Annotated in this window: 23 protein-coding genes and 1 pseudogene; 16 read left to right on the top strand and 8 right to left on the bottom strand. The window is 74.2% G+C overall.

Annotated features, from left to right (window positions below; genetic code table 11):
- A pseudogene (locus ACFUUZ_RS28610) lies at positions 1-534 on the top strand (lytic transglycosylase); the annotation flags it as partial.
- A 111-nt stretch (positions 535-645) separates the two neighbouring features.
- Here the strand turns inward: ACFUUZ_RS28610 and ACFUUZ_RS28605 are convergent.
- Both ACFUUZ_RS28605 and ACFUUZ_RS28600 read right to left on the bottom strand, forming a co-directional pair.
- Positions 646-1461, bottom strand: a complete 816-nt coding sequence (locus ACFUUZ_RS28605; protein ID WP_378701569.1) for an SGNH/GDSL hydrolase family protein — start codon at positions 1459-1461, stop codon at positions 646-648.
- Between the two features lie 176 nt (positions 1462-1637).
- Complete coding sequence (locus ACFUUZ_RS28600; protein ID WP_378701567.1) at positions 1638-2459, bottom strand: SDR family oxidoreductase; 822 nt, start codon at positions 2457-2459, stop codon at positions 1638-1640.
- Between the two features lie 233 nt (positions 2460-2692).
- Between ACFUUZ_RS28600 and ACFUUZ_RS28595 the strand changes: the two genes are divergently transcribed.
- Positions 2693-3637 carry a DMT family transporter gene (locus ACFUUZ_RS28595; RefSeq protein WP_378701565.1) on the top strand — a complete coding sequence of 315 codons (945 nt, stop codon included), beginning with the start codon at positions 2693-2695 and terminating at the stop codon, positions 3635-3637.
- Here ACFUUZ_RS28595 and ACFUUZ_RS28590 read toward each other — a convergent pair.
- On the bottom strand, positions 3616-4545 hold the full coding sequence (locus tag ACFUUZ_RS28590; protein ID WP_378701562.1) for a DUF1206 domain-containing protein: 930 nt from the start codon (positions 4543-4545) through the stop codon (positions 3616-3618). The genes ACFUUZ_RS28595 and ACFUUZ_RS28590 overlap by 22 nt on opposite strands.
- Positions 4546-4828: 283 nt before the next feature.
- Between ACFUUZ_RS28590 and ACFUUZ_RS28585 the strand changes: the two genes are divergently transcribed.
- The 4 genes from ACFUUZ_RS28585 to ACFUUZ_RS28570 all read left to right on the top strand — a co-directional run bounded on the left by ACFUUZ_RS28585 (position 4829) and on the right by ACFUUZ_RS28570 (position 8949).
- Positions 4829-6370 carry an ATP-binding protein gene (locus tag ACFUUZ_RS28585; protein ID WP_378701560.1) on the top strand — a complete coding sequence of 514 codons (1542 nt, stop codon included), beginning with the start codon at positions 4829-4831 and terminating at the stop codon, positions 6368-6370.
- A gap of 61 nt (positions 6371-6431) precedes the next feature.
- Entirely contained in the window at positions 6432-7349 is a 918-nt protein-coding gene (locus ACFUUZ_RS28580) for a metal ABC transporter substrate-binding protein (protein WP_378701558.1), read from the top strand.
- Entirely contained in the window at positions 7346-8083 is a 738-nt protein-coding gene (locus ACFUUZ_RS28575) for a metal ABC transporter ATP-binding protein (protein WP_378701556.1), read from the top strand. The genes ACFUUZ_RS28580 and ACFUUZ_RS28575 overlap by 4 nt, the downstream gene beginning before the upstream one ends.
- A gap of 35 nt (positions 8084-8118) precedes the next feature.
- Positions 8119-8949, top strand: coding sequence for a metal ABC transporter permease (locus ACFUUZ_RS28570; RefSeq protein WP_378701572.1), 831 nt, complete (start codon positions 8119-8121; stop codon positions 8947-8949).
- 1 nt (position 8950) lies between these two features.
- Here the strand turns inward: ACFUUZ_RS28570 and ACFUUZ_RS28565 are convergent, their stop codons facing one another.
- Complete coding sequence (locus ACFUUZ_RS28565) at positions 8951-9805, bottom strand: oxygenase MpaB family protein (protein ID WP_378701553.1); 855 nt, start codon at positions 9803-9805, stop codon at positions 8951-8953.
- Between the two features lie 132 nt (positions 9806-9937).
- Between ACFUUZ_RS28565 and ACFUUZ_RS28560 the strand changes: the two genes are divergently transcribed.
- Together ACFUUZ_RS28560 and ACFUUZ_RS28555 are read left to right on the top strand one after the other, a co-directional pair.
- Entirely contained in the window at positions 9938-11608 is a 1671-nt protein-coding gene (locus tag ACFUUZ_RS28560; RefSeq protein WP_378701571.1) for an acyl-CoA synthetase, read from the top strand.
- Entirely contained in the window at positions 11605-11835 is a 231-nt protein-coding gene (locus tag ACFUUZ_RS28555) for a hypothetical protein (RefSeq protein WP_378701551.1), read from the top strand. Before ACFUUZ_RS28560 ends, ACFUUZ_RS28555 begins: the two co-directional genes overlap by 4 nt.
- 3 nt (positions 11836-11838) lie before the next feature.
- On the opposite strand, the gene ACFUUZ_RS28550 is transcribed toward ACFUUZ_RS28555, so the two are convergent.
- On the bottom strand, positions 11839-12600 hold the full coding sequence (locus tag ACFUUZ_RS28550; RefSeq protein ID WP_378701549.1) for an alpha/beta fold hydrolase: 762 nt from the start codon (positions 12598-12600) through the stop codon (positions 11839-11841).
- 23 nt (positions 12601-12623) lie between these two features.
- Positions 12624-14228 carry an alkaline phosphatase D family protein gene (locus tag ACFUUZ_RS28545; RefSeq protein WP_378701546.1) on the bottom strand — a complete coding sequence of 535 codons (1605 nt, stop codon included), beginning with the start codon at positions 14226-14228 and terminating at the stop codon, positions 12624-12626.
- A gap of 226 nt (positions 14229-14454) precedes the next feature.
- Here ACFUUZ_RS28545 and ACFUUZ_RS28540 point away from each other — a divergent pair, with 226 nt between their 5' ends.
- Positions 14455-16656 carry an MMPL family transporter gene (locus ACFUUZ_RS28540; protein ID WP_378701544.1) on the top strand — a complete coding sequence of 734 codons (2202 nt, stop codon included), beginning with the start codon at positions 14455-14457 and terminating at the stop codon, positions 16654-16656.
- 42 nt (positions 16657-16698) lie between these two features.
- Here the strand turns inward: ACFUUZ_RS28540 and ACFUUZ_RS28535 are convergent, their stop codons facing one another.
- Positions 16699-17484: a VOC family protein gene (locus ACFUUZ_RS28535; RefSeq protein ID WP_378701542.1), complete on the bottom strand. Its 786-nt coding sequence runs from the start codon at positions 17482-17484 to the stop codon at positions 16699-16701.
- Positions 17485-17623: 139 nt separating this feature from the next.
- On the opposite strand from ACFUUZ_RS28535, the gene ACFUUZ_RS28530 reads away from it, so the two are divergent.
- The 7 genes from ACFUUZ_RS28530 to ACFUUZ_RS28500 all read left to right on the top strand — a co-directional run bounded on the left by ACFUUZ_RS28530 (position 17624) and on the right by ACFUUZ_RS28500 (position 22574).
- Positions 17624-18112: an FBP domain-containing protein gene (locus ACFUUZ_RS28530; protein ID WP_378701540.1), complete on the top strand. Its 489-nt coding sequence runs from the start codon at positions 17624-17626 to the stop codon at positions 18110-18112.
- 39 nt (positions 18113-18151) lie between these two features.
- The gene (locus ACFUUZ_RS28525; protein WP_378701538.1) at positions 18152-18751 is read left to right on the top strand and encodes a sulfite oxidase-like oxidoreductase; all 600 of its coding nucleotides are present in this window, start codon (positions 18152-18154) and stop codon (positions 18749-18751) included.
- Complete coding sequence (locus tag ACFUUZ_RS28520; RefSeq protein ID WP_378701536.1) at positions 18721-19464, top strand: FAD-binding oxidoreductase; 744 nt, start codon at positions 18721-18723, stop codon at positions 19462-19464. The genes ACFUUZ_RS28525 and ACFUUZ_RS28520 overlap by 31 nt, the downstream gene beginning before the upstream one ends.
- A complete protein-coding gene (locus ACFUUZ_RS28515) occupies positions 19464-19730 on the top strand; it encodes a DUF6510 family protein (protein ID WP_378701534.1) in 267 nt (88 codons plus the stop codon). Before ACFUUZ_RS28520 ends, ACFUUZ_RS28515 begins: the two co-directional genes overlap by 1 nt.
- A gap of 27 nt (positions 19731-19757) precedes the next feature.
- Positions 19758-20768, top strand: coding sequence for a TIGR03617 family F420-dependent LLM class oxidoreductase (locus tag ACFUUZ_RS28510; protein ID WP_378701532.1), 1011 nt, complete (start codon positions 19758-19760; stop codon positions 20766-20768).
- Positions 20769-20848: 80 nt separating this feature from the next.
- Entirely contained in the window at positions 20849-21673 is an 825-nt protein-coding gene (locus ACFUUZ_RS28505; RefSeq protein ID WP_378701531.1) for an SMP-30/gluconolactonase/LRE family protein, read from the top strand.
- A gap of 85 nt (positions 21674-21758) precedes the next feature.
- Positions 21759-22574: a DUF1206 domain-containing protein gene (locus ACFUUZ_RS28500; RefSeq protein ID WP_378701529.1), complete on the top strand. Its 816-nt coding sequence runs from the start codon at positions 21759-21761 to the stop codon at positions 22572-22574.
- Here the strand turns inward: ACFUUZ_RS28500 and ACFUUZ_RS28495 are convergent.
- On the bottom strand, positions 22540-23238 hold the full coding sequence (locus tag ACFUUZ_RS28495) for an alpha/beta fold hydrolase (RefSeq protein ID WP_378701528.1): 699 nt from the start codon (positions 23236-23238) through the stop codon (positions 22540-22542). The two genes, ACFUUZ_RS28500 and ACFUUZ_RS28495, sit on opposite strands and share 35 nt — an antisense overlap.
- Between the last annotated feature and the right edge of the window lie 106 nt (positions 23239-23344).

Genomic DNA, 23344 nt, shown 5'->3' with positions numbered 1-23344 from the left:
CGGTCGGGTGGGGCGCCTGCGGCGGGGCGGGTGTCGCCGGAGGCGATCGTGCCGGGGTCGGGGGGCTGGGGCACCGCGCCCGGCGTCCTCGCCGCTTCCGCGCCGGTGCCCGCGCCGCTGCTCCCGGCGGCGCCGGAGGGGTTGCCGCTCGAGCAGGCGGTGCAGACGCCGACGCCCGCCGCGGTGCCGGAGCCGATGATCACCATTCCCGGGCTGCCGCCCATCCCGTGCGGCATCTTCTGCCCGCCGCCTCCGCCGCCCCCCGTCGAGCCGGGCGAGCCGGGGCCGCGCGCCGAGGCGCTGCCCGGCCAGGCGCCGGTGCCCGCGCCCGCGCCGCAGCAGGCGGCGCCGCAGGGTATGCCGCTGGAGACGCAGCCCGAACCGGCGCAGCCGGAGTCCGCGCCGCTGGAGTTCGGCCCGGATGGACAGCCGGTGGCCCCCGCGCCGGACCCGGCCACCCCGCCGCCGCCCGGGCTCGTCCTGCCCTTCGGCATCACCATCCCGCTGCCGCCGCCGCCCGCCCCCGCCCCGTGATCGCCCGTTACCGGCCCCACGATCAGCTGGATGTTCCCTGCAGGCGCTGAGCGGTCGAAGTGTCCGCTGGGGCCCATGATCGGCCTTCGAGGCGCGCTCGGCGTTCTTCGGTCAGCCGGCCGGGGCCAGGGTCCGCAGCCGGGCCAGGACGAGGTCGGCAACGGCCGCCATCCCGGCCGCCGTGGGGTGGCACGGGGTGCCGTGCGCGGGGCGGCCCGGCACCGGGACGAAGAAGTCCGCGGTCCACGGCACCGCCGAGCCGGGGGCGTGCGCGAGGCTGGGGGTGCGGACGTCGACCAGGTGCGCTCCCGCCCGGTCCGCGGCTGCCGCGGTGCGCGCGGCGAGCGACTCCGCCAGGTACCGGTAGTGCCGGTCGGTGGCGGGTTCGCCGGGGCGGGGCGGGCCGAGCACCGACAGGTAGTTCACCACCAGCAGCCGCGCGTCCGGTGCCTGCTCGCGCACCGTGCCGAACACCCGGCACAGCCGCTCCTCGATGCCGCCGAGCGCGCGGCCGGTGGCGGCCTCGTCGGCGGAGCGGCGGGCGGCGGGCAGCAGCCGCACCGGCGACGGCATCCGGCGGGCGATGAGGAAGGCCGTCAGCCCGATGTCGTTGCCGCCGATGGTCACCGTCACCAGCTCGGTGTCCGGGGTGACGGCGGCGCGCTGCGGCGGGCTGCCGTACTGCCGCTCGTGCAGGATGTGCGCGCAGGTCGCGCCGGAGCTGGTGACGTCGGTGAGCCGCAACCCGGCCGCGGCCGCGATCAGGTGCGGGTAGTTGCGGGCGGAGCGGCCCGCGGCGCGCACCGAGCCCGCGGCGCGCGGGGGGATGCCGGGGCCGGAGGCGAACGAGCTGCCGAGTGCCACGTAGCGGCGGCCGCGCCAGGGCGCGAGCGCATCGGCGATCCGGTCGTCGGAGAGCTGCGCCATGCTCACCGCCCCGGCCCGGCGGTGGCCGCGCGAGCGCGGGCGGCGGTGCGCGGAACTGCTCCGGGCACCGCGGTCGAACGGGGCCGATCGCTCATCGGCGGCTCTCCTCGCGCCAGGCGCCGGAACTCCCCGGACCGGCGTCCGTCCTGCCACTCTAACCGGCGGTTCGATCTCCGCTACCAGCGGGAGCGGCGGAAACCGCCCTCGGTGTCCAGGACCTGGCCCACCATCCAGCGGCCCTCGTCGGAGATCAGCCAGGCGATGAGCCGGGCCGGATCGTCCGGTTCACCCGCCCGGCCGCGCGGGAAGGCGGCGTGCACCGCGGCGACGAACGCGGGGTCGAGGTCGGTGCTGTCGAGCGCGAGGTACCCGGTGTCGACCGGGCCCGGATTGACCGTGTTGAGCAGGATGCCGCGCTCGATGAGCTCCGCGGCCACCGTCGGGGTGAGCCCGGCCAGCACCGATTTCGCGGCGGCGTAGGCGATCTCGCCCGGCATCGGGCCGAGGTGCTGCCCGGAGGTCAGCCAGATCACCCGGCCGCGGTCGGGTACCGGGCCGTGCTCCGGCCGGTACTGCCTGGCGAAGGCCTGGGTGAGCAGTAGCACCGAGCGGGCGTCGACCGCCCAGTGGCCGTCCAGCATGGCGGCGTCCACCTCGAGCAGCGTGCCGTCGCCGCCGCTGCGGGCGTGGTTGGCGACCAGGATGTCGAGGTGGCCGAACTCGGCCACGGCATCGTCGATCACGTGCTGCGCGGCATCGGGGTCGGCGAGGTCGATGCCGCGGTCGACCACCGCGGTGGCGGTGCCGAGCTCGGCGCGCAGCGCGTCGACGTCGTCGGCGCCCCACGGCTGCCGCTCGTCGTGCGGGCGCCAGTGCGTGAGGTAGAGCGCGGCGCCGCGTTCGGCGAGCCGCCGGGCGACGGCGAAGCCGATGCCCGCGCGGCGGCCGACGCCGGTGACGACGGCGACGCGGCCGGTGAGGTCGGGGTTGGGAGCCATGGCCCCATCGGAACCCGCGGCGTCGGCCACGGGCAACCGGATTTCCCGGTTCGCGGCGGCACTCGGCGGCCGAGCCCGGTAGCGGCCGGTCGAGCGGGCGCGGCCCGGCGATCCCGGGCCGCTGGTCGGTATCGGCGCGCTGAGTGAACTCGCGCCGGTCCACGACCGGGCCCGGTGGCGCGACGGCCGAAAACCGCGCGACCGGAATCGGTTCGGCGGGCTAGGTTCGGCGGGTGCGCGCGATCGGAACCGAGGGGCAGCGGGCCGCGGCGGCGGCCGGGGTGACGGTCCTGCTGTGGGCGTCGGCCTTCGTCTTCATCCGGGCGGCGGGCGAGCACTTCTCGCCGGGGGCGCTCGCGCTCGGCAGGCTGCTCTCCGGCGCGGTCACGCTGGTGCTGATCCTGCTGGTGGTGGGCGACGGAATGCCGCCGCGCGCGGCCCGGCGCCCGATCGCGATCACCGGGGTGCTCTGGTTCGGCGTCTACATGGTGGCGCTGAACTGGAGCGAGGAGTACGTGGACGCGGGCACCGCGGCCATGGTGGTGAACATCGGGCCGGTGCTGATCGCGCTGCTCGGCGGGGTGCTGCTGGGGGAGGGGTTCCCGCGCAGGCTGCTGGCCGGGATCGCGGTCTCGCTCACGGGCGCGATGGTGGTCGGGCTCGGGAACGCGCAGGGCGGCGCGGCGGCCGGGGTGCTGCTCGCGGTGCTCGCCGCGACCACGTGGGCGATCTCCACCGTCGTCCAGAAGCCCGCGCTGGCCGTTGCCTCCGCGCTGCAGGTGACGACCGGCGGCTGCCTGGTCGGCGCGCTCGCCTGCCTCCCGTTCGCCGGGCAGTTGGTGCGCGAGGTCGTCGCGGCGCCCGCCGCCGCCACACTGAGCGTGCTGTACCTGGGGGTCTTCCCGACCGCGCTGGCCTTCACCACCTGGGCCTACGCCCTGGCCAGGACCACGGCCGGGCGGATGGGGGTGACCACCTACGCGGTCCCGGCGCTGGTCGTGCTCGGCTCCTGGCTCGCGCTCGGCGAGGTGCCGCGCCCGCTCGCGCTGCTCGGCGGGGTGCTGTGTCTGGCCGGGGTGGCGGTGGCGCGGAGCGGCCGCGGAACGCGAAACGGCCCGGCGGTCGAGGCCGCCGGGCCGTCCGAGGCGCGGAAGGATCAGACCGGGACGCCGCCGTAGGTGCGGCGGTGCCGCGCCTCCAGGAAGGAGAGCAGCCCGAAGGCGATCAGCCCCAGCGCGATCAGGATGAGCAGCCAGGGGCCGAAGGGGGTGCCCGCGAAGTCGCGCAGCACGCCGTCGATCCCCTCGACCTGCGCCGGGTCGTAGTTCAGCGCGGCGACCAGCGCGGCGAGGCCGATGGCGGCGACAACGGCGCCGCGGGCGATGTACCCCGCCCGCCCCAGCCAGATCGCGGCGGTCCGCGAACCGCGGGTCATCCAGCCCATGCGCAGGTCGTCGGTGAAGTGCAGCCGGGCGCCGCGCACGATGAGCAGCAGCCCGAAGGCGAGGATCGCGATGCCGAGCAGCGCGACCACGACCTGGCCGCCGGGCCAGGCCAGGATGCGGGTGGTGAAGTCGCGCGCCACCACGTCGCTCGGCTCCGGCAGCCTGCCGTTCACGACGAAGCGCAGGGTGAAGAAGAAGGCGAGGGCGTAGAAGACGCCCGCCACCGCGGCGTAGGCGCGGTGCCCGCCGGAGACCGTGCGCCCGGCCGTGGCCACCTGCACGAAGCGCCACACCGCCAGCGCGGCGAAGCCGAAGACCAGCACGAACAGCAGCAGGTAGCCCAGCGGCTGCTCGGCGAGCGCGGCCAGCGCGCCGACCTCGTTGGCCGAGCGCTCGGCGGTGCCCACCGCGAGCATGAAGGCGAGGATGCCGAGCACGATGTAGGCGATGCCGCGGGCCACGAAGCCGAAGCGGGCGACCGACTCCAGGCCGCGGCTGCTGCTCGCGGTGCCGCGGCCGCGGGCGCCGCCACCGCCGCCCCGGCGCCACGAGCGCCTGCCGGTGGGCCGGTTCGCGCCCCGGCGCCATCCGCTCGCTCGATCGCGGCGGCGATACCGATATCCGTTGGCACGCTGGAACATGCTGAGCTCCTTCACTGTCCTGTGCTGCGGGGCATGCCCAGTTCCGCGCCGGTGACACGAAGTGCCGCGTACCCGACATCCGTTGCGGCGCATCGATAACTGTCGGACCCGGGCGAAAACCCCTGCTGTGCTGCGCCGCAACCGCTCGGCGACCGTGCGCGGCCCGCTGTGCAAGCCCCGTGGACGGCGCCGCCCGTCCGGCGTGTCGGCGGTGTGGCAGAGTGTGCGCAGGCGCTCGATCCCGGTGGCGCGGTTTCTGCGAGTCGAGAGCTTGGACGACGACATGAATGCCCGTGCCACGGGGACCACCCGGCTGACCGTGGAGACCTGGTTCCAACTGCTGCTCGGCTCGATGGTGGTGATCGTGCTGGTCGGCGCGGTCGCGGGGGCGAGCATGATCGCCCGCACCACCGAGAGCTCCAGCCTGGTGATCGGCAGACTGCAGCCCGCGCTCGCGGAGAGCTACCGGCTGCAGGCGGCGCTGATCGACCAGGAGAGCGGCGTACGCGGCTACGCGATCAGCGCCGACGCGGTGGCGCTGCGCGCCTACGGCACCGGCCGCGATGCCGAGGCGCGGGCGCTCGCCACGCTGCGCGGGCTGCTCGCCGACCGCCCCGACGCGCTCGCCGACCTCGCCGCGGTGGAGTCGAGCGCTACCCGCTGGCGCACCGGCTACGCCGACCCCGTCACCGCCGCGCCGGAACGCGCGCGCGGCGCGGCCGCCGAGGGGCGGCAGCTCTTCGAGACGGTGCGCGTCGGCTTCACCGGGCAGGCCGACCGGCTGGCGGCCACGCTCGACACCGAGCGGGCCGCCATGTACCACCACCGGGACAACCGCAACCTGCTGCTCGGCGGCCTCGTCGTGGTGTTCGTGCTGTCGGCGGTGCTGCTCACGGTGCTGGTGCGGCGCCTGGTGGTGCGGCCGCTGGCCGAGCTGCAGCGCAGCTCGCTGCGGGTGGCGGGCGGCGACTTCGAGCACCGGATCGCCGCGCGCGGCCCGGCCGACATCGCCACCGTCGGCGCCGCGGTGGAGGACATGCGCCGCCGGATCGTCACCGAGCTGCGCTCGGCCCGCGACCAGGAGGCGACCCTGGTCAAGCAGGCCGCCGACCTGGACGCGCAGACCGTCGAGCTGCGCCGCTCCAACCAGGAGCTGGAGCAGTTCGCCTACGTCGCCTCGCACGACCTGCAGGAGCCGCTGCGCAAGGTGGCCTCCTTCTGCCAGCTGCTGCAGAAGCGCTACGACGACAAGCTGGACGACCGCGGCCGCCAGTACATCGAGTTCGCGGTGGACGGCGCCAAGCGGATGCAGGTCCTGATCTCCGACCTGCTCACCTTCTCCCGGGTCGGCCGGGTCAACGACCGCACCGAGCAGCTGGAGCTCGACCCCGTGCTGGACCGGGCGCTGCACAACCTCGGCTCGGCGCTCGCCGAGTCCGGCGCGGCGGTGCACCGCCCCGAGCGGCTGCCCGCCGTGGTCGGCGACCCGACGCTGCTGGAGATGCTCTGGCAGAACCTGCTCGGCAATGCCGTGAAGTTCGCGGCGCCCGGCCGGAAGCCGGAGATCACGATCGAGCACGAGGAGCGCGACGGCGCGCACCACTTCGCGGTGCGCGACAACGGGATCGGGGTGCCGCCGGAGTTCGCGGACAAGGTCTTCGTCATCTTCCAGCGGCTGCACAACCGGGACGAGTACGCGGGCACCGGGCTCGGGCTCGCCATCTGCCGCAAGATCGTCGAGTTCCACGGCGGCCGGATCGAGCTGGACACCGAGTACACCGGGGGCGCGCGGTTCCGCTTCACGCTGCCCGTCGCCGAGCGGTAGCGCCGCGAGAGTTCCGCCACCCGCGCTTTCGAGTTCGGGTACCCGAACTTATGATGGCTCCATGAAGTGGGATCGGATGGTGCTGCTCGTGGTGCTCGCGCTCGGGCTGGCCTCGGCGGGCTGCGACCGGGTGGGCGCGCGGGACGACGACGGGCGCCCGGTGGTGCTCACCACCTTCACCGTGCTCGCCGACATCGCCGCGAACGTCGCGGGCGACCGGCTGCGGGTGGAGTCGATCACCAAGGCCGGGGCGGAGATCCACGGCTACGAGCCGACCCCCGGCGATATCCGGCGGGCCGCGCAGGCCGACCTGATCGTGGACAACGGGCTGAACCTGGAGGCCTGGTTCGCGAAGTTCGTGGCCGACCTGGACGTGCCGCACGTGGTCGCCTCGGAGGGGGTGCGGACCATCGACATCGCCGCGGACGCCTACGCGGGCAAGCCCAACCCGCACGCCTGGATGAGCCCGCTCAACGTCCAGCTCTACGCCGACAACCTGGCCCGCGCCTTCACCGAGCTCGACCAGGACGGCGCGCAGCAGTACGCCGCCAACGCCGCGAGCTACAAGGCGCGGCTGCAGCAGGTGCAGGACGACCTGGTGGCCCGGCTGGCGGCGCTGCCGCCGAACCAGCGCGCGCTGGTGACCTGCGAGGGCGCCTTCTCCTACCTGGCCCGCGACGCCGGGCTGACCGAGCGCTACATCTGGCCGGTGAACGCCGAGCAGCAGGCCACCCCGCAGCAGGTGGCCGGGGTGATCGAGTTCGTCCGCTCGGCCGCGGTGCCCGCCGTGTTCTGCGAGTCCACCGTCTCCGACGCCCCCATGCGGCAGGTGGCCGCGGCGACCGGCGCCGCGCTCGGCGGGGTGCTGTACGTGGACTCGCTCTCCGAGCCGGACGGGCCGGTGCCCAGCTACCTGGAGCTGATCCGGCACGACGCGGACACCGTGGTGGCCGCGCTGACCGGGAGCGCCGCCCGGTGACGCCCGCGATCGAGGTCAGCGATGTCACGGTGCACTACGGCGAGGTGCTCGCGCTGGACGGCGCGTCGCTGGAGCTGGACCGCGGCCGGGTCTGCGCGCTGATCGGGATGAACGGCTCCGGCAAGTCCACGCTCTTCAAGGCGATCATGGGCATGGTCACCCCGGACGCGGGCACCGTGCGGATCGCGGGCGGCACCCCGGCGGCGGCGCGCAAGGCGGGGCTGGTCGGGTACGTGCCGCAGTCCGAGGAGATCGACTGGGCCTTCCCGATCACCGTGCGCGAGGTGGTCATGACCGGGCGGTACGGCCGGCTGGGGTTCACCCGCAGGCCGCGGGCGGCGGACCGGGCGGCGGTGGACGCGGCGCTGGAGCGGGTCGAGCTCACCGACCTCGCGCACCGGCAGATCGGGCAGCTCTCCGGCGGGCAGCGCAAGCGCGCCTTCGTCGCCCGCGGCATCGCGCAGGGGGCGTCGGTGCTGCTGCTCGACGAGCCCTTCGCCGGGGTGGACAAGCGCTCCGAGGCCACCATCACCGCGCTGCTGCGCGGGCTGGCCGCCGACGGCGCCGCCGTGCTGATCTCCACGCACGACCTGCACGCGCTGCCGACCCTGGCCGACGAGGCGGTGCTGCTCATGCGGAAGGTGCTCGCGCACGGCGACATCGACGAGGTGATCCGGCCGGAGAACCTGGTCCGCGCCTTCGGCCTCGACCCGATGGCGGACGGTGCCCGGTGATCGACCTGCTGCTCGACCCGTTCGCCTACGACTTCATGGTGCGCGCGCTGGCCGCCACCGTGATCTCCGCGGTGGTCTGCGCGATCCTGTCCTGCTGGCTGGTGCTGATCGGCTGGTCGCTGATGGGCGACGCGGTCTCGCACGCGGTGCTGCCGGGGGTGGTGCTCGCCTACATCGTCGGCGCGCCGTTCGCGCTGGGCGCGGTGGTCTTCGGCTTCCTGGCGGTGGCGCTGATCGGGGTGGTGCGCGACACCAGCCGGGTGAAGGAGGACGCCACCATCGGCATCGTCTTCACCACGCTGTTCTCGCTGGGGCTGGTGCTCATCTCGGTGACGCCCAGCCAGACCGACCTGAACCACATCATCTTCGGCAACCTGCTCGGCGTCGCCCCCGCGGACCTGTGGCAGATCGCGGCGCTCGGCGCGGTGGTCTTCACGGTGGCGCTGGCCAAGCGCCGGGACCTCACGCTCTACGCCTTCGACCCGACGCACGCGCACGCCATCGGGCTCAGCCCGCGGCTGCTCGGGGCGCTGCTGCTCGGGCTGCTCGCGCTCACCGCGGTGACCGCGCTGCAGGTGGTGGGGGTGGTGCTGGTGGTGGCGATGCTGATCATCCCCGGCGCCACCGCCTACCTGCTCACCGACCGGTTCGGCCGGATGCTGCTGATCGCGCCCGCGCTCGCCGCCTTCGCCGCGGTGACCGGGCTGTACCTGGCCTACTACGGCGACACCTCGGCGGGCGGCATGGTGGTGCTGGCCCAGGGCGTGCTCTTCGCCGCGGTGTATCTGTTCGGGCCGCGGCACGGGCTGATCGCCACGCGGCTGGCGGTGGCGCGCAGGCGCAGGCGGGCCGTGCGCGCCGGTTGAGTCAGACCAGCGGCTTGCCCGCTCGCAGCCTGCGGCGCATGTCGGCCAGGTGCCGGTCCAGCGGGTACTGCTGCCAGGGTGCGGGCAGCCGCTGGATCACCGCGCCGAGCGTGCGCATGATCAGCTCGAAGGCGCGCTGCCTGCGCGGCCCCCAGTCCAGCCCGAGCTCGTCGCGGAAGCGCTGCGGCAGGTAGCCGGTGGTGAAGAAGCGGTTCGCGTGCTTGCCGAGCAGCTGCTGGACGCGGCTGTACGGGCCGAGGTCGATCACCTGCTCCAGGAAGTAGCGGCGCACCTCGTCGTCGATGGAGAGCTGCGGCAGCATCGACTCCCAGTACTCGGCGAAGGCATCGCGGTCGGCGGGCCACAGCTCGGCGGGCATCTGCAGCGTGGTGCCGAACCGCGCCGACGCCTGGTACAGCGCGTCGGAGAACTCCTCGGTCTGCTCGCCGTAGAGCAGCCGGAACGAGTCGGCGGTGCCCAGGTAGATGCAGCCCGCCACCCACAGCTGCAGCTTCGGGTCGAAGGCGTTGTAGCGCACCTCGGCGCCCGGCTTCGAGCGGACCTGCCGGTGCGAGGTGTTGGTGGCCTCGCGGTAGGCGATCCGCTCCTCCTCGGTGCCCAGCATGGCGACCGCGAGGTAGGTGAGCGTGGTGCGGCCGCGCTTCTGCGGCCGCAGGTCGAAGCGGCCGCTGGCCACCGTGCTCTCCACCACGCCGCGCCCGACCGGCGCGAGGCTCAGCTGCATGATCACATTCGCCGGACCGCCGAGCAGCGCGCCCGGCCCCGCGATGAAGCGGCGCCGGTGCATCGGGTGCTCACCCGGCGCGGTCGGCGTCGGCTGGATCGAGCGGGTCATTGTCGACCTCCGAGTCGATGAAACAAGTTGACTCAAAGTCTCTCATGTAATCAACGGTTCAACAACGATCATGGCTCCGAAGACCTCGGATGTCGGAATAAGTGAATGGAGATTCTGCGCCTGCGCTACGGTATGCGCACTTGCCGTCGTCGCCGAGGGAGAACTGTCGTGGGGTTGCAGGAGCTGACCGATGCGCTGGGCGCGGTGCGCGTGCTGGTCCGGCGCGGCATGCTGGATCCGCTGCGCCCGGACCGCAATCTGCGCACCGTGCGGGACGCGGGCCGCTACGGCCCGTTCACCACGGTGCTGCGCGCGGCGGCGCGGCGCTGGCCCGAGCGCACCGCGGTGATCGACGACCGCGGCGGGCTGACCTTCGCCGAGCTGGACTCCCGCTCGGACGCGCTGGCCCGCGGCCTCGCCACCCGCGGCCACGGTGCGGGCACCGTGCTCGGGGTGCTCTGCCGGGACCACCGCGGCATGCTGCTGGCGATGGCCGCCGCCGGGAAGCTCGGCGCCAGGGTGGTGCTGCTCAACACCGGTTTCGGCGGCAGGCAGCTGGCCGAGGTCGCGGTCCGGGAGCAGATCGCGGCGCTGCTGCTCGACGCCGAGTTCCTGCCGCTGCTCGCCGAGGCGCCGGACGACATCGTCCGCATCCTCACCCGGGTGGACGAGTCCGCGCCCGCCGACCCGGCGGTGCTCACGGTGGACGGGCTGGTCACCGCGCACCCGGCGGAGCCGCTACCGCCGCCCGCGAAGGCGGGCGGGCTGGTCATCCTCACCAGCGGCACCACCGGGACGCCGAAGGGCGCGCCGCGGGACAAGGTCTCGCCGCTGCAGTCGGCGCAGTTCCTGGATCGGATTCCGCTGCCGCGGAACAGCGCCATGGTGATGGCGGCGCCGCTGTTCCACGGCACCGGGCTCTCCCAGCTGGGGCTGGGCTGGGCGCTCGGCAACACCCTGGTGCTGCGGCCGGGGCGCTTCGACCCGCGCTGGACGGTGGCGGCGGTGGCCGAGCACCGGGCCGCGAGCCTGGTGGTGGTGCCGACCATGCTGCAGCGCATCGTCGACCTGCCCGCCGCCGAGTTGGCGGGGTACGACACCTCGTCGCTGCGGGTGATCTTCGCGGCCGGGTCGTCGGTCTCGCCGGACCTGAGCAAGCGCACCGCCGAGCTCTTCGGCGAGGTGCTCTACAACCTGTACGCCTCCACCGAGGTCGCGGTGGCCGCGGTGGCGACGCCGGAGGACATGCGGCTCGCGCCCGGCACCGTCGGCCGCCCGCCGGTGGGCTGCCGGGTCGCGCTCTACGACGAGCAGCGCAACCCCATCACCGAGCCGGGCGTGGTCGGGACGATCTTCGTCTCCAGCGGGCTGAGCTTCGCCGGGTACACCGACGGCCGCACCAAGGAGACCGTGGACGGGCTGCTCTCCAGCGGCGACGTCGGGCACTTCGACGCCGAGGGGCGGCTCTTCGTCGACGGCAGGGACGACGACATGATCATCTCCGGCGGCGAGAACGTCTTCCCGCTCGAGGTGGAGAACCTGCTGGTGGAGCGGGCCGATATCGCCGAGGCGGCGGTGGTCGGGGTGCCGGACCCGGACTTCGGGCAGCGGCTGCGGGCCTTCGTCGTCCCGGTCGAGGGCGCGGCCGTCGACGAGCAGGAGATCAAGGACTACGTCAAGGCGGACCTGGCCAGGCACAAGGTGCCGCGCGAGGTGATCGTGCTGGACGAGCTGCCGCGCAACGCCACCGGGAAGCTGCTGCGCCGGGCACTGCTGGAGTACGACCAGGACACGGCCGGATGAGCGCGCCCGCCGGGCGGCGCGGGCGGGTCACCCGCACCGCCACCGAGATCCTCGACTACTTCGGGAAGTGTCCGCGCTGCGGGTACCCCGCCACCGCCTGGCTGCACACGATCGTCGAGGAGGGGCGGACCCGGCGCGAGGTGGTCGGGGTCTGCGACTCGCCCTGCGGGTGGTCCGGGCCGGTGCGGCCGACCAGCATGACCGAGCAGGGGCGCCCGCGGGCGTAGCGGTCAGGCCAGGGCGGCGCGCACGGCGTCGGCCACCCCGCGCGGGCGCAGGGTCGGGGCGGTGTGCCCGCCGGGGAAGACGGCGACCGGCACCCCGAGGAGCGCGCCGAGCGCGTGCGCGCACTCGGCAGGCGGCCCGTCGGTGGAGCGCCCGACTGCGGGCACGACGAGGTCCGCACGGAGTGCCGCGGTGTGCGGCCGGTATGTCCGGACGGTGGGCGCGTCGTAACGCAGGAAGACCTCGAGGTTGGGGCGCTCGAAATCCGGCCGCCCGACCTCGACCTCCGGTTCCCGATCGGCCGGGTTCACCGCGATGAGCCGCGCGAAGGCCACCATGGCGGCCGCCACCCCCTCCGCCGCGTACGCGTCCTCCAACCGCTTCTGCGCGGCGAAGAGCGCCATCCCCTCCGCGTCCGGCAGCAGCGCCGAGATCGGCGGCTCGTGCGCGACCACCCGGGAGACGGCGCCCGGATGTCGCACCGACAGCTCCAGCCCGATCGCCGCGCCGATACTGCTGCCGAACACCGCCGCGGGTTCGTCGCTCACCTGCGACAGCAGCGCCGCCGCGTCGTCGGCGTGCTCGGCGAGTGAGGCGGCGGGCGGCAGCGCCGTGCGCGCCTGGCCGCGCCGGTCGTAGTGCACCACGGTGTGATCCGCGGCCAGTTCGGCGCCGAGCGCGCCGTATGCGTCGGCGTCCCCGTCTCCGCCGGGAAGCAGCAGCAGCACCGGCCCCGAACCCCGGACGCGGTAGTGGATGCCGGTCATGCCACCGAACCTACCGGCGGGGTTCAGGAGTGCGGCGCCCGCAGATCCAGATCGGCGACCTTCACCAATCCGTCGTCGGCGCGGGCGGTCTCCAGCACGAAGCGGCCGTGCCGCCCGTCCAGGTGCAGCGCGGCGATCGAGTTGCCGAAGTGCGGGCCGCTGATCTTCGCCCAGCGCACCGGGTCGGGGGAGATCCCGCGCCGGTCGGCGAGGCGGCGCAGGGCGCGGGCCAGGCGCCTGCCCCAGGCGGCGGCGAAGACGGCGTGGAAGATCCGCGGCGGCTCGTTGTGCACGGGGGAGCAGACCAGCTGCAGCACCGTCGAGTTCGTCGGCTCGGCGTAGTCGGCGCGCGCGGCGTAGCTGTGGTGCACGTCCCCGGAGAGCACCGAGATGGTCGCGGGCGCCTCCGGCGCGCTGCCGATCCGCTGGATCAGCGCGGCCAGCCGCTCGAAGGACTTCCGGAAGGCGGGCCAGTGCTCCAGATCCGCGGCCTGCCGCACCTGCTCGCCGAGCTTCCCGCGCAGGCCGGGCAGCCCGGCGGCCCGCTCGTTCAGGGACTGGAGGTGGCTGAGCGCGGGCGGCATCAGCCAGGGCAGCGAGGACCCGATCAGCAGGTGGTCGATGTCGCCCGCGGCGTTCTCCTCCAGCCAGTCGAACTCCGCGGCGCCGACCATGAGCCGGTCGCCGTCCAGGATGCGCCCGTTGCGGGTGTCGATGACCAGCAGCCGGATCCGGCCGAAGTCGCGCCGGTAGCTCCAGCGGACCGACTTCCTGCCGTCCGCCTCCCGGTCGGCCTCGGCGCCGAACTCCTCCAGCAGCTCCCGGACGTCGCCGCCGTGCGCGGTGACCGTCCGGTACAGCTCGTTCGCGGCCAGGTCGTCCGGCGCCAGGTTGCCGAGGTGCTGGTACACCCAGTAGGAGGCGAGCCCGGAGCGGATGCGCTCCGGCCACCAGGGCAGCGCCGCCATCTGCTCGCGCCAGGTGCGCGAGGTGTTCCAGTCGTCGCGCACGTCGTGGTCGTCGAAGACCATCGAGGTGGGGACGGTGGACATGAGCCAGCGGATCTCCGGGTCGGCCCACGACTCGTGGTACAGCTCGGCGTACTCGCGGAACGACACCACCTCGCCCGCGGGCTCCTCGCCGCCCCGCCGCTCCCGCAGCCACGTCCTGATCCGCGGGGTCGGCTCGTCGGCGTAGACCTGGTCACCGAGCAGGACGAGCGCGTCCGGCCACTCGGTGTCCGGCCGCTCCTTCATCCGCAGGGCGTAGGTGTCGAGCGCGTCCACCCCGATCTTGTCCGCGGCGAGCGCGCCCGGCTCCGTCTTGGCCGCGCGGCAGGAGCCGAAGATCAGGGTGCGCACCGGGTGCGTGCGGATCCGGCTGGGCGGGAACGGCGAATCCGGCTCCGGCCACACCCGCTCGCCGTCCAGCGCGACCTCGTACCGCGTCGTGCTGTCCGGCTCCAGGTCGGGCACGACGACGAGGGCGAAGTGCAGCTCGCCGACCTGGAAGGTGCGGGCGCTGCCGCCGAGCACCGTGACCTCGCAGGGGGCGTCGGTCTCCACCCAGACGGTCGCCGAGGTGGCGTCGACGTGCCGCAGCACCGGACCCAGAACCAGTTCCGCCATGATCTCGACGGTACGTCGCCCGCGCCGCCGCGGCGCGCGGAATCGGCGCCCGCGTTGTGGCGAGGAACACAGGCGGGCGGAACGGCGCTGTTCACGCCCGCTCGGTGCGCCCGGCCCCTGGAGTGGCGGAGCCGCTCGAGCTGCGCGCTGAGAGATTGTCGTTACTGTCTCTCACGCGGTCACGATGGCGGGCCGCACCGACCTCGCGGCATCCGGGAAGTGGTGCATGACAGGCCTTTCGATCGAATCCCGGCCCGAGTCCGGCGCAGGCGCGCCCGCCGGGGGTGTGCGGGGCACCGGGTTCGGGGTGCGGAAGCCGCGGGTGGTGCTCGCCGTCGCGGGCGTCCTCTTCGTGCTCTGCGGTGCGCTCGGTGCGCTCGTCCCGGACCGGCTCTCGGCGGGCGGCTTCCTCGACCCGGAAGCCGAATCCTCGCACGCCGCCGCGGTACTGGCGCGCGAGCACGGCCTCGCGCCGATGCAGCTGCTGTTCACCGTCGACGCGCCGGACGGGGCGGCGGGCCCGGCCGCGCGCGCCGCGGGGGAGCGGATCGTCGCCGGGCTGCGTGCGGACGACCGGGTCGGCGCGGTCGCCTCCGCCTGGACCGATCCGACCGCCGGGCTGGTCAGCCGGGACGGCCGCACCGGATTGGTGGTGGCCGGGCTGCGCGGCGACGACAACACCGCCCAGCACAGTGCGCGGGACCTGGTCGAGCGGTTCGGCGGCGAGCGGGACGGCGTCACCGTCGCCGCGGGCGGCCAGGCCGTGGCCTTCGACGAGATCAACGCGGGCGCCACCCGTGACCTCGCGATCGCCGAGGGCATCGCGGTGCCGCTCACCTTCCTGCTGCTGATCTGGTTCCTGCGCAGCGCCGTGGCCGCCGCGGTCCCCGCGCTCGCCGGGGTGCTCGCCATCGTCGGCACCACCGCGGTGCTCTTCCTGATCACCCTCGTCACCGAGCTCTCGGTCTTCGCGCTGAACATCGCCACCGCGCTCGGACTGGCGCTCGCCATCGACTACTCGCTGCTGCTCATCGGCCGCTACCGCGAGGAGATCGCGCGCGGCCTGCCGCACGCTGCCGCGCTGGGCACGGCGGTGCGGCGCGGGGGCCGGGCGGTGGTGTTCTCCGGGGTCATCGTGGCGACCGCGCTGGTCGGGCTGCTCGCCTTCCCGATGGCCTTCCTGCGCTCGATCGGCATCGCAGGCGTCGCGGTGGTCGCGCTCTCGGTGCTCATCACGCTCACCGTGGTGCCCGCGCTGCTCGCCCTGCTCGGGCCGCGGATCAACCGGAGACCGCTGCGCGAGGCGGCGCCGGTGGAGTCCACTCGGCTGTACCGGATCACCCGGGCGGTGCAGCGCAGGCCGCTGCTGTGCGCGCTGCCCGCGCTCGCGGTGCTGCTGCTGGCGGGCGCGCCGGTGCTCGACCTGCGGGTCGGGCTGCCCGACGACCGGGTGCTGCCCGCGACGGCCGGGTCGCACGCGGTGGGCGACCGGATCCGCGATGGCTTCGACCGGAACGCCACCGGCACCGTGCACCTGGTGGTCACCGGCGCCGAGCAGGCTCGGCTGGCCGAGTACGCCGCCCGGCTCTCCGCGCTGCCGGACACCGCCGCGGTCACCGGCAGCGCGGGGGTCTTCGTCGCGGGTGCGGGCACCGGCGCGCCGACCGGCGGCATCGGCGCCGACGGCTCCGCGCACCTGGCGGTGGCCTCCGCGCTCGACCCGTACTCGGACGCGGGCCGGGCGCACCTGGCCGCGGTTCGCGCCGTCCCCGCGCCGGGAACCGTGTCGACCGGCGGGCTCGCACAGCAGACCGCGGACACCGCCGCCGGGATCGCGCGCGGCTTCCCGATCGCGCTCGCCTGGATCGCGCTGACCACGGCGGTGCTGCTCGCGCTGCTCACCGGCAGCCTGCTGCTGCCGCTGAAGGCGCTGGTGCTGAACACGCTCTCGCTGGCCGCGACCTTCGGCGCGCTGGTCTGGGTGTTCCAGCAGGGGCACCTGGGCGGGCTCGACACCGAGGTGACGGGGTTCGTCGTCGCCACCATCCCGATGTTGCTGTTCTGCGTGGCGTTCGGGTTGTCCATGGACTACGAGGTGTTCCTGCTCGCCCGGTTCACCGAGGAGTGGGAGCGCTCCGGGCGGAGCGCGGCCGACGTCGACCGGGCGGTGGCGATCGGGCTGGCCCGCTCCGGCCGGGTGGTCACCGCGGCCGCGGTGCTCATGGCGGTGGTCTTCGCCGGGATCGCCACCAGCGGGGTGGCGGGGATCAGGGCGCTCGGCGTCGGGCTGGTGCTGGCCGTCCTGCTCGACGCCACTGTGGTCCGCGTCGTGCTGGTGCCCGCGGTCATGCGGCTCGCGGGCACCGCCAACTGGTGGCTGCCGCGCGCACTGGTTCCGCTCGCGGAGCGGGCGCGGCTGCGGGAGTGATGGAGTGCGGGGCCCGGCGGAATGCCGTGCCCCTGGCGCGGCTCAGCCGGGCGGCGACCCCGCGGTGCGGGTGGGGTCGATCACCGCGAAGACCTCGTCCTGGGGGCCGCGCAGGACACCCATGCGGCCGAACGGGCTGTCCTCCGGGCCCTTCAGCACGGTGGCGCCGAGTTCGGCCGCGTGCCGGAGCGCGGCGTCGGTGTCGTCGACCTGGAACCAGGTGAGCCAGAAGGACGGCGCCGCGGCCCGGTTGATCCCGCCGAGCGGCGGGCCGTCGGGGGTGTGCGCGAAGGTCGAGTACTCGACGTCCGCGCCGTCGCCGATCTCGCCGTAGGCCCAGCCGAAGACGCCGGCGTAGAACTCCTGCGCCCGCCGGTAGCCGTCGGTGTGCAGTTCGTTCCAGCAGTAGGCGCCGTGCTCGTTGTAGATGCCTGCGCCGTGGTGCGCGCGCGCCTCCCAGACGCCGAAGGCGGCGCCGGTCGGGTCGACCGCGACGAGCATCCGCCCGACGTCGAGCACGTCGAAGGGCGGGGCCACGAGGGCGCCGCCGTGCTCGGTCACCGCCGCGGCGGTGCGGTCGGCGCTCTCGGTGGCGAGGTAGGTGGTCCACGCCGACGGCATGGCCATCCCCGGCGGTTTGGGGCCGATCCCGGCGGCGGCGCGGCCGTTGCGCATCGCCATGAGGTAGCCGCCGGTCTCGGCGCCGCCGTCCTGGATCTCCCAGCCGAAGAGCGCGCGGTAGAACGCCGCGGCCTGATGGGCGTCGTCCACCTGGCAGTCGACCCAGCACGGGGTGCCGGGCGGCCACGGGGTATCGCGATCGGGCATGTCGACCTCCTCTGTCGGTAGTCGGGTGCGGTTCCATCCTGCGCGCCTCGGCGCCGAAGTTTCCGGCGATCGGTCGGCGAATAGGGGGTGCGGCGTAATTGCGTTGTCCGCCCGCCGCGGAATTCGTACCGTCGGACGCATGGATCCGATCACCGAGGGCGAGATCCGCTCCGCGTTCGTCAACTGCTCCAAGGGCGAGGCCAAGCGGCTGCCGGTACCCCGCGATCTGGCCGAGCGGCCCTGGGCCGAGCTCGATTTCCTGGGCTGGAGCGACCGCTCGCTGCCCGGCCGGTGCTACCTGGTCGCCCCTGGCGCCGACGGCCCGGTCGGGGTAGCGCTGCGCTACGAGACCGGCGGCTCCGGGCGCGCCCAGATGTGCACCATCTGCCTGACCACGCACACCGGCGGCGGGGTCTCGCTGCTCACCGCGGCCAAGGCGGGCGAGGCCGGGCGGCGCGGCAACTCGGTCGGCACCTACATGTGCACCGACCTGGCCTGCTCGCTCTATGCGCGGGGGCGCAAGCGGCCCGCGCTCGGCAACCGGTACCGGGAGGATCTGAGCACGGAGGAGAAGGTCGAGCGGGTGCGGGCGAACCTGCGCGCCTTCCTGGACCGGCTGCACAGCTGAGCGCTGCGGCGCGGCAACCGGCGGGTTACGATTCGGCCCATGGCCATCTTCTCGCCCGGGTTCCGGGGCCGGGCCCGCGGCGGCGACGACCGGCTGCCGCCGGGGCAGTACCTGACCGAGGACTTCCCGGTGCTCGCCGCGGGCCCGACGCCGCGGATCGACCCGGCGCGCTGGAGCTTCACCGTCACCGACGAGACCGGCGCCGAGACCAGCTGGAGCCGCGCCGAATTCCTCGCGCTGCCGCAGGAGCAGCCGCACGTCGACATCCACTGCGTGACCCGCTGGAGCAAGCTCGACACCGACTGGACCGGGGTCTCGCTGGACACCCTGCTCGCCGAGGTCGAGACCCAGGCCGAGTACGCGCTGGTGTACAGCTACGGCGGCTACACCACCAACCTCCCGCTCGACGACCTGCTGGACGGGCAGGCCTGGGTGGTGCACCGCTACGACGGCGCCGAGCTCGACCCCGAGCACGGCGGCCCGGCCCGGCTGCTCGTCCCGCACCTGTACTTCTGGAAGTCGGCCAAGTGGGTGCGCGGCATCCGGCTGCTGGACCGGGACGAGCAGGGCTTCTGGGAGGCCGCGGGCTACCACGACTACGGAGACCCATGGCGCGAGCAGCGGTACCGGGACGACTGACCGCGGCGCGCGGCTGGCGCCCGGCCGAACTGGTCGGCGAGCGGTTCGAGACGCCGACCGCCCGCACCCTGCTGCTGCGGGTCGCCCAGTGGCCGGGGCACCTGCCCGGCCAGCACGTCGACATCCGGCTCACCGCGCCGGACGGCTACCGGGCGGTGCGCAGCTACTCGCTGGCCGCGCCCGCCGACGGCGACGTCGTCGAGCTCACCGTGCAGCGGGTGCCGGACGGCGAGGTCTCCGGCTACCTGGTGGACGACCTGCCGGTGGGCGCGCTGGTCGAGCTGCGCGGCCCGGTGGGCGGCTGGTTCGTCTGGGATCCGGCCACCGGCGGCCCCGCGCTGCTGGTCGCGGGCGGCTCCGGCGTGGTCCCGATCATGGCCATGCTGCGGGCGCGGCGCGCGGCGAACGCGGCGGTGCCGATGCGGGCGCTCTACGCGCTGCGCACCCCCGCGCAGCGGTACTACGGCCCGGAGCTGGACGCCGATGACGTCTTCCTGGCCTACACCCGGCGGGTGCCCGAGGGCTTCGCCCGAGATCCGGGCAGGCTCACCGCCGCCGAGCTGGCCGAGCACGGGCTGGCGCCGTCGTCGGAGGTCACCTGCTACGTCTGCGGGCCGACCGGCTTCGTCGAGGCGACCGCGGCGCTGCTCGTCGAGCTCGGGCACGATCCGGCCCGGGTCCGTACCGAACGCTTCGGGCCGGGAGGCAGCTGATGAGCACGCACCTGGACGGCAATGCGCTGGCCGGGCCGCTGGCCGCGATCTTCGCGGTGGAGGTCACCGCCTGCGGCTGCCGCTGCGGCGCCTGCGGGGCGTCGGGGCCGATCGGCGCCGCCCGCGCCTACCTGCACGGCCCCGGCGCGGTGCTGCGCTGCGCAGCGTGCACGGCGGTGTTGCTGGTCCTCACCGAGACCCCGGGCGGGCACCGGCTGCGGCTCGGCGACGGCGTGAGCCTGATCGTCCCCGAACTGGACACGTGAATGGATTCTCGTCCATAAGATGGCCGGGTGAAAGTACATCTGCAGGTCGACGGCGCGCCCGGCCGGGCCGTCGAGCATGCCAGGGAACTCGCCGCGACCGGGGCCGACGGCCTGTTCACCTTCGAGGGCCCGCACGACGTGTTCTTCCCGCTGGTCGCCGCCGCGCGGGAGGTCCCGCTCGAGCTGATGACCAATGTCGCCATCGCCGGGCCGCGCAGCCCGCTGCACCTGGCGCACGCCGCGCACGACCTGCAGAGCTACAGCGCGGGGCGGTTCCGGCTCGGGCTCGGCTCGCAGATCCGGGTGCACATCGAGAAGCGGTACGGCAGCACCTGGGGCAGCCCGGCCGCCCGCACCGCCGAGACGGTCGCCGCGGTGAAGGCCATCCTGGACGCCTGGGAGGGCAAGGCGCCGCTGAACTTCCGCGGCGAGTTCACCACGCACACGCTCATGCCGCCGAACTTCGACCCGGGGCCGAACCCGTTCGGCCCGCCGCGGGTGCTCATGGGCGCGCTCGGCCCGGTCATGACCCGCAAGGCCGCCGAGGTCGCGGACGGGCTGCTGGTCATGCCGTTCAACACCGACCGGCACCTGGCCGAGCGCACCGCACCGGCCATCGCCGAGGGGCTGCGCCGCGCAGGCCGCACCGCCGCCGAGTTCCCGGTGATCGGGCAGGTCATGGTGGCGGTGGGGCGCACCGAGGCGGAGCTGGCGGCGGCGGTCGCCGGGGTCGGCATGCTGATCGCCTTCTACGGCTCCACCCCCGCCTACCGCCCGGTCCTGGAGGCCGAGGGCTGGCGCGAGGTGCAGCCGCGGCTCAACCAGCTCTCCAAGACCGGCGGCTACGCGGAGATGCGCGCCCTGGTCACCGACGAGATGGTGCGGCGGATCGGCATCGTCGGCACGCCCGCCGAGTGCGCCGCCCGCATCCGCGCCCGCTTCGGCCCCGATGTCGCCGAGGTCTGCTGCTACTTCCCCGGCTACACCCCGGACCCCGGCGCCGTCGCCGACCTGGTGACGGCGCTGCACGCGGCCTGAGTGGCTCCGGACCGGGCGAACCGATGAGTTTCCGCGCTCCGGCCCGTCGGCACCGGTGACGTCGAGGTGAGGAGCCGTGGATGCGAATCGTGCGCGAGGGGATCGGTTTCGGGGAGTCGCTGCGCTGGCACGCGGGCAGGCCATGGGTGGCCGACTGGGCCGCGGGGCAGGTGCTCGCGCTCGACGACGCGGGCGGCGCGGAGGTGATCGCCGAGGTCCCGTCCTTCCCGCTCTGCTTCGACTTTCTCCCGGACGGCAGGATGCTGCTGCTCGACTCCGCGGGCCGCCGGGTGCTGCGCCGCGAACCGGACGGCGCCATGCACCCGCACGCCGATCTCGCGGAGTTCGGCAGCACCCCGTGGAACGAGATCCTGGTGGATGCGGCGGGCCGCGCCTACCTGAACAACATCGGCTTCGACTTCCCGGACGGCGAATTCGCCCCCGGCTTCCTGGTGCTGGTCGACACCGACGGCACCGCGCGCCGGGTGGCGGGCGACCTCGCCTTCCCGAACGGCATGGCGCTGCTGCCCGGCGGCGAGACGCTGATCCTGGCCGAGTCCTACGCGGAGCGGCTGACCGCGTTCGCCGTGCACCCCGACGGCACGCTCGGCGCGGCCCGCGAGTGGGCGGCCACCCCCGGCGACCACCCGGACGGCATCTGCGCCGACGCCGAGGGGGCGATCTGGTACGCCGATGTCGGCACCGCGCGCTGCGTCCGGGTGCGGGCGGGCGGCGAGCGCTGCGGCACGGTCGAATTCGACCGCGGCGCGTTCTCCTGCGTGCTCGGCCGCGGCCCGGATCCGCAGCTCTACGTGGTCGGGCAGCGGTGGGGCGCGGAGCGGGAGGGGCCGTCGGGTGTCGTGGCCGCGGCGCCCGCCCCCGTGCGCGGCGCCGGGCGTCCGTAACCCGTTCGGGGGCAGCGGCGCCCGTTTCGGTGCCGCGCCGCCGGGTAACTGCCGAACGACCGCACCGCACGGAGAAGAAGGCACCATGGCTATCAGCAATACCTCGACGGGGTCCGCGAGCCGGATCGCCCAGAACAGCACGTTCGAGCGCGTGGCCCGCGCCGGATACGTGATGAGCGGGATCGTCCACCTGCTCGTCGGTTACATCGCCCTGCGCGTCGCCTTCGGCAGCGGCGGCGGCACCGCCGACCAGTCCGGCGCCATGGCGCAGATCGCCGCCGCGCCCGGCGGGAAGTTCGTGCTCTGGTTCGCCGTGGTCGCCTTCGTGGTGATGGCGCTGTGGCGGCTGGCCGAGGCGGCGCTCGGCAGCGCCAACAAGCCGGACAAGAGCAGCAAGGAGGGCGAGGCGTTCCGCCGGGTCAAGGCGGCGGGAACCGCCGTGGTCTACGCGGCGCTCGCGCTGACCGCCTTCTCCTTCGCGCAGGGCGCGGGCAAGTCGAGCAGCGGCCAGAGCAAGGGCACCACCGCCAAGCTGATGGAGAGCACCGGCGGCAAGGCCGTGCTGATCATCGCGGCGCTGGTCGTGCTCGGCGTCGGCGGCTACTACGTGTACAAGGGCGTCACCCAGAAGTTCCTGGAGGACCTGGACACCAACTCGCAGCTGGCCAAGCGCCTCGGCACCGTCGGCTACATCGCCAAGGGGCTGGCCATCGGCATCGTCGGCGCGCTGATCGCCTGGGCCGTCTTCGACCACGACCCGAGCAAGGCCGCCGGCCTGGACGGCGCGCTCAAGACGCTCGGCGCCCAGCCCTTCGGCCAGGTGCTGCTGGTGCTCGCCGCCCTGGGGATCGCCGCCTACGGCCTGTTCAACTTCTTCCAGGCAAAGCACGCGAAGATGTGACATACCGGTTCAACCGGTCGGCCAGTTCGCGCGGACGGCTCAGCATCACCCCGTGACTTCCCTCGATCTCATCGGGTTCGATGCCGAGCCGTTCGCGCACCACTGTGCGCACGAAGTCCGCCGGGAAGAAGCGGTCGTCCCGGCACAGCAGGAACCGGGTCGGCACGTCCGGCCACGCCGTCAGCGGCACCGGGACGTCACCGTCCTCGACCTGTTCCCGCCCGCGCGCCAGCGATTCGGCGGCCAGCTCGGCGGGGACGTCGTGCAGGAACGCGGCGATGATCTGCTCCTCGGTCTCCATCGGCAGGTCGGGGCCGAGCGTGTCGTACCCGCTCGCCGCCCACCACGCGTTCGGCGCCTCGCCCGGCGCCGGAATCATGGCGCTCACCAGGATCAGCTGCTCCACCGGGCGCCGCGCCGCCAGCACCGGCGCCACCAGCCCGCCGTACGAGTGCGCCACCACGACCACCCGCTCCGCGTCGCCGAGTTCGTCGGCGAGGAACTCCGCGTACTCCGCGATCCCGGTCTCCGGGTCCTCGATCGGCAGGTCGGGGGCGAGCACCTCGTGGCCGTGCGCGCGCAGCAGCGGCGCGACCAGGTGCCAATCCCAGCCGCTTGCGCCGCCGCCGTGGATCAGCAGGACGGTGATGGGGGAGTCGCTCATGGGCAGGAAGCCTAGTTGTGATGTCCAGGGAGGTTGGTCAGTCGGGTGACCGGTGGTCGGCCTCCGATCGCGGAGTGGGCTCGGTGGTGATTGTAGAAGTGGAGCC

This window comes from Nocardia sp. NPDC057353, from assembly GCF_042667085.1.
In the GTDB taxonomy this organism is placed as follows: Bacteria; Actinomycetota; Actinomycetes; order Mycobacteriales; family Mycobacteriaceae; genus Nocardia.
Note: the sequence above shows the minus strand (reverse complement) of the source record. Positions and strands in the feature narration are given on the sequence as shown.

Coding starts and splice junctions, on each gene's coding strand:
- ACFUUZ_RS28500 (WP_378701529.1), top strand. CDS start 21,759: ATGGCTATCAGCAATACCTCGACGGGGTCCGCGAGCCGGATCGCCCAG.
- ACFUUZ_RS28545 (WP_378701546.1), bottom strand. CDS start 14,228: ATGGCGGAACTGGTTCTGGGTCCGGTGCTGCGGCACGTCGACGCCACC.
- ACFUUZ_RS28540 (WP_378701544.1), top strand. CDS start 14,455: ATGACAGGCCTTTCGATCGAATCCCGGCCCGAGTCCGGCGCAGGCGCG.
- ACFUUZ_RS28590 (WP_378701562.1), bottom strand. CDS start 4,545: ATGTTCCAGCGTGCCAACGGATATCGGTATCGCCGCCGCGATCGAGCG.
- ACFUUZ_RS28505 (WP_378701531.1), top strand. CDS start 20,849: ATGCGAATCGTGCGCGAGGGGATCGGTTTCGGGGAGTCGCTGCGCTGG.
- ACFUUZ_RS28495 (WP_378701528.1), bottom strand. CDS start 23,238: ATGAGCGACTCCCCCATCACCGTCCTGCTGATCCACGGCGGCGGCGCA.
- ACFUUZ_RS28585 (WP_378701560.1), top strand. CDS start 4,829: ATGAATGCCCGTGCCACGGGGACCACCCGGCTGACCGTGGAGACCTGG.
- ACFUUZ_RS28570 (WP_378701572.1), top strand. CDS start 8,119: ATGGTGCGCGCGCTGGCCGCCACCGTGATCTCCGCGGTGGTCTGCGCG.
- ACFUUZ_RS28520 (WP_378701536.1), top strand. CDS start 18,721: ATGGCGCGAGCAGCGGTACCGGGACGACTGACCGCGGCGCGCGGCTGG.
- ACFUUZ_RS28600 (WP_378701567.1), bottom strand. CDS start 2,459: ATGGCTCCCAACCCCGACCTCACCGGCCGCGTCGCCGTCGTCACCGGC.
- ACFUUZ_RS28550 (WP_378701549.1), bottom strand. CDS start 12,600: ATGACCGGCATCCACTACCGCGTCCGGGGTTCGGGGCCGGTGCTGCTG.
- ACFUUZ_RS28535 (WP_378701542.1), bottom strand. CDS start 17,484: ATGCCCGATCGCGATACCCCGTGGCCGCCCGGCACCCCGTGCTGGGTC.
- ACFUUZ_RS28605 (WP_378701569.1), bottom strand. CDS start 1,461: ATGGCGCAGCTCTCCGACGACCGGATCGCCGATGCGCTCGCGCCCTGG.
- ACFUUZ_RS28525 (WP_378701538.1), top strand. CDS start 18,152: ATGGCCATCTTCTCGCCCGGGTTCCGGGGCCGGGCCCGCGGCGGCGAC.
- ACFUUZ_RS28560 (WP_378701571.1), top strand. CDS start 9,938: ATGCGCACTTGCCGTCGTCGCCGAGGGAGAACTGTCGTGGGGTTGCAG.
- ACFUUZ_RS28515 (WP_378701534.1), top strand. CDS start 19,464: ATGAGCACGCACCTGGACGGCAATGCGCTGGCCGGGCCGCTGGCCGCG.
- ACFUUZ_RS28555 (WP_378701551.1), top strand. CDS start 11,605: ATGAGCGCGCCCGCCGGGCGGCGCGGGCGGGTCACCCGCACCGCCACC.
- ACFUUZ_RS28530 (WP_378701540.1), top strand. CDS start 17,624: ATGGATCCGATCACCGAGGGCGAGATCCGCTCCGCGTTCGTCAACTGC.
- ACFUUZ_RS28580 (WP_378701558.1), top strand. CDS start 6,432: ATGAAGTGGGATCGGATGGTGCTGCTCGTGGTGCTCGCGCTCGGGCTG.
- ACFUUZ_RS28565 (WP_378701553.1), bottom strand. CDS start 9,805: ATGACCCGCTCGATCCAGCCGACGCCGACCGCGCCGGGTGAGCACCCG.